At 49.4% G+C, this 2,948-nt stretch carries 2 rRNA genes (1 of these 2 cut by a window edge); both read left to right on the forward strand.

Features of this window, described 5'->3' with window-relative positions:
* Window positions 1–2,606 (forward strand): 23S ribosomal RNA (locus tag B5J93_RS02885); it begins 252 nt to the left of the window's first position.
* Window positions 2,607–2,760: 154 nt separating this feature from the next.
* A 5S ribosomal RNA gene (gene rrf / locus B5J93_RS02890) occupies window positions 2,761–2,874 on the forward strand.
* Window positions 2,875–2,948 lie beyond the last annotated feature (74 nt).

A 2,948-nucleotide genomic window follows, 5' to 3' on the forward strand; every position in this document is an offset into this window, starting at 1 on the left:
AGGAGCCGATCGAATTTACAGTAGCAAAATGGCGTGGGAAAGCCAACCACAGTAGGTGATAGTCCTGTATGCGAAACTGTTTATGAGACATATTAAGTAGGGCGAGACACGTGAAATCTTGTCTGAAGATGGGGGGACCATCCTCCAAGGCTAAATACTCCTGACTGACCGATAGTGAACCAGTACCGTGAGGGAAAGGCGAAAAGAACCCCTGTTAGGGGAGTGAAATAGAACCTGAAACCGTGTGCATACAAGCAGTCGGAGCGGACTTGTTCCGTGACGGCGTACCTTTTGTATAATGGGTCAGCGACTTATATTCTGTAGCAAGGTTAACCGTTTAGGGGAGCCCTAGGGAAACCGAGTCTTAATAGGGCGATATAGTTGCAGGGTATAGACCCGAAACCGAGTGATCTATCCATGAGCAGGTTGAAAGTGCCGTAACAGGCACCGGAGGACCGAACCCACTGTCGTTGAAAAGCCAGGGGATGACTTGTGGATAGGGGTGAAAGGCTAATCAAACTCGGTGATAGCTGGTTCTCCCCGAAAGCTATTTAGGTAGCGCCTCGGACGAATACCATTGGGGGTAGAGCACTGTTTCGGCTAGGGGGTCATCCCGACTTACCAAACCGATGCAAACTCCGAATACCGATGAGTACTATCCGGGAGACAGACGGCGGGTGCTAACGTCCGTCGTCAAGAGGGAAACAACCCAGACCGCCAGCTAAGGCCCCAAATTCCTAGTTAAGTGGGAAACGATGTGGGAAGGCACAGACAGCTAGGAGGTTGGCTTAGAAGCAGCCACCCTTTAAAGAAAGCGTAATAGCTCACTAGTCGAGTCGGCCTGCGCGGAAGATGTAACGGGGCTCAAACTAGGAGCCGAAGCTGCGGATTTAATTGTTTCAATTAAGTGGTAGGGGAGCGTTGTGTAAGCCTGTGAAGGTGCATCGTAAGGTGTGCTGGAGGTATCACAAGAGCGAATGCTGACGTGAGTAACGACAAAACGGGTGAAAAGCCCGTTCGCCGGAAGACCAAGGGTTCCAGTCCAACGTTAATCGGGGCTGGGTGAGTCGACCCCTAAGGCGAGGCCGAAAGGCGTAGTCGATGGGAAATCGGTTAATATTCCGATACTTGTTTATGATGCGATGGAGGGACGGAGAAGGTTATGTCAGCCTGGCGTTGGTTGTCCAGGTGGAAGGATGTAGTTAGGTTTAGTAGGCAAATCCGCTAGACTATTAATGAGATCTGATAGCAAGCCAGTTTACTGGCGAAGTGGCAAATACCCTGCTTCCAGGAAAAGCTTCTAAGCGATAGTCATAAAGAAATCGTACCCGAAACCGACACAGGTGGTCAGGTAGAGAATACCAAGGCGCTTGAGAGAACTCTGCTGAAGGAACTAGGCAAAATGGTACCGTAACTTCGGGAGAAGGTACGCTGCCGATGGTGATAAGACTTGCTCTTTGAGCTGTTGGCAGTCGCAGATACCAGGCTGCTGCAACTGTTTATTAAAAACACAGCACTCTGCAAACACGAAAGTGGACGTATAGGGTGTGATGCCTGCCCGGTGCTGGAAGGTTAATTGATGGGGTTAGCGTAAGCGAAGCTCTTGATCGAAGCCCCAGTAAACGGCGGCCGTAACTATAACGGTCCTAAGGTAGCGAAATTCCTTGTCGGGTAAGTTCCGACCTGCACGAATGGCATAATGATGGCAGCGCTGTCTCCAGCAGAGACTCAGTGAAATCGAAATCGCAGTGAAGATGCTGTGTACCCGCGGCTAGACGGAAAGACCCCGTGAACCTTTACTACAGCTTTACATTGAACTTTGACCTAACTTGTGTAGGATAGGTGGGAGGCTTTGAAGTGGTGACGCCAGTTGCCATGGAGCCAACCTTGAAATACCACCCTGGTTATGTTGGGGTTCTAACTTGAGATTAACAGATCTAAGGACAATGTATGGTGGGTAGTTTGACTGGGGCGGTCTCCTCCTAAAGAGTAACGGAGGAGTACGAAGGTGCGCTCAGAACGGTCGGAAATCGTTCAAAGAGTATAAAGGCAAAAGCGCGCTTAACTGCGAGACCCACAAGTCGAGCAGGTACGAAAGTAGGTCTTAGTGATCCGGTGGTTCTGTATGGAAGGGCCATCGCTCAACGGATAAAAGGTACTCTGGGGATAACAGGCTGATACCGCCCAAGAGTTCATATCGACGGCGGTGTTTGGCACCTCGATGTCGGCTCATCTCATCCTGGGGCTGAAGCAGGTCCCAAGGGTATGGCTGTTCGCCATTTAAAGAGGTACGCGAGCTGGGTTTAGAACGTCGTGAGACAGTTCGGTCCCTATCTACCGTGGGCGTTGGAAATTTGAGAGGATCTGCTCCTAGTACGAGAGGACCAGAGTGGACGAACCTCTGGTGTTCCGGTTGTTTCGCCAGAAGCACTGCCGGGTAGCTACGTTCGGATCGGATAACCGCTGAAAGCATCTAAGCGGGAAGCCGACCTCAAGATAAGATTTCCCTAAAGAGCCGTTGTAGACTACGACGTTGATAGGTTGGGTGTGGAAGCATGGTGACATGTGTAGCTAACCAATACTAATTGCTCGTTTGGCTTGACCATACAACACCCAAGTGGTTTAACTGTTAATTAATCAAACAGTAAATCCTTAAAGTATTGTATGATAATTAAGTGTAAAGATTTTACCTAACAAGCTTGAATCAATCTTGAATAAAACACAATAACAGACTCATAACAGCGTTGTTAATCCTTTTACGCTGACGACAATAGCAAGATGGAACCACCTGATCCCTTCCCGAACTCAGAAGTGAAACGTCTTAGCGCCGATGGTAGTGTGGTTAGCCCATGTGAGAGTAGGTCATCGTCAGCACCTTATTTAAAGCCCCCTCTGTCGGAATGATGGAGGGGGTTTTGGTTTGTTTAGAAAGAGGGTTGAGGGGGTGG

Source organism: Moraxella equi (assembly GCF_002027555.1).
Lineage (GTDB): Bacteria > Pseudomonadota > Gammaproteobacteria > Pseudomonadales > Moraxellaceae > Moraxella > Moraxella equi.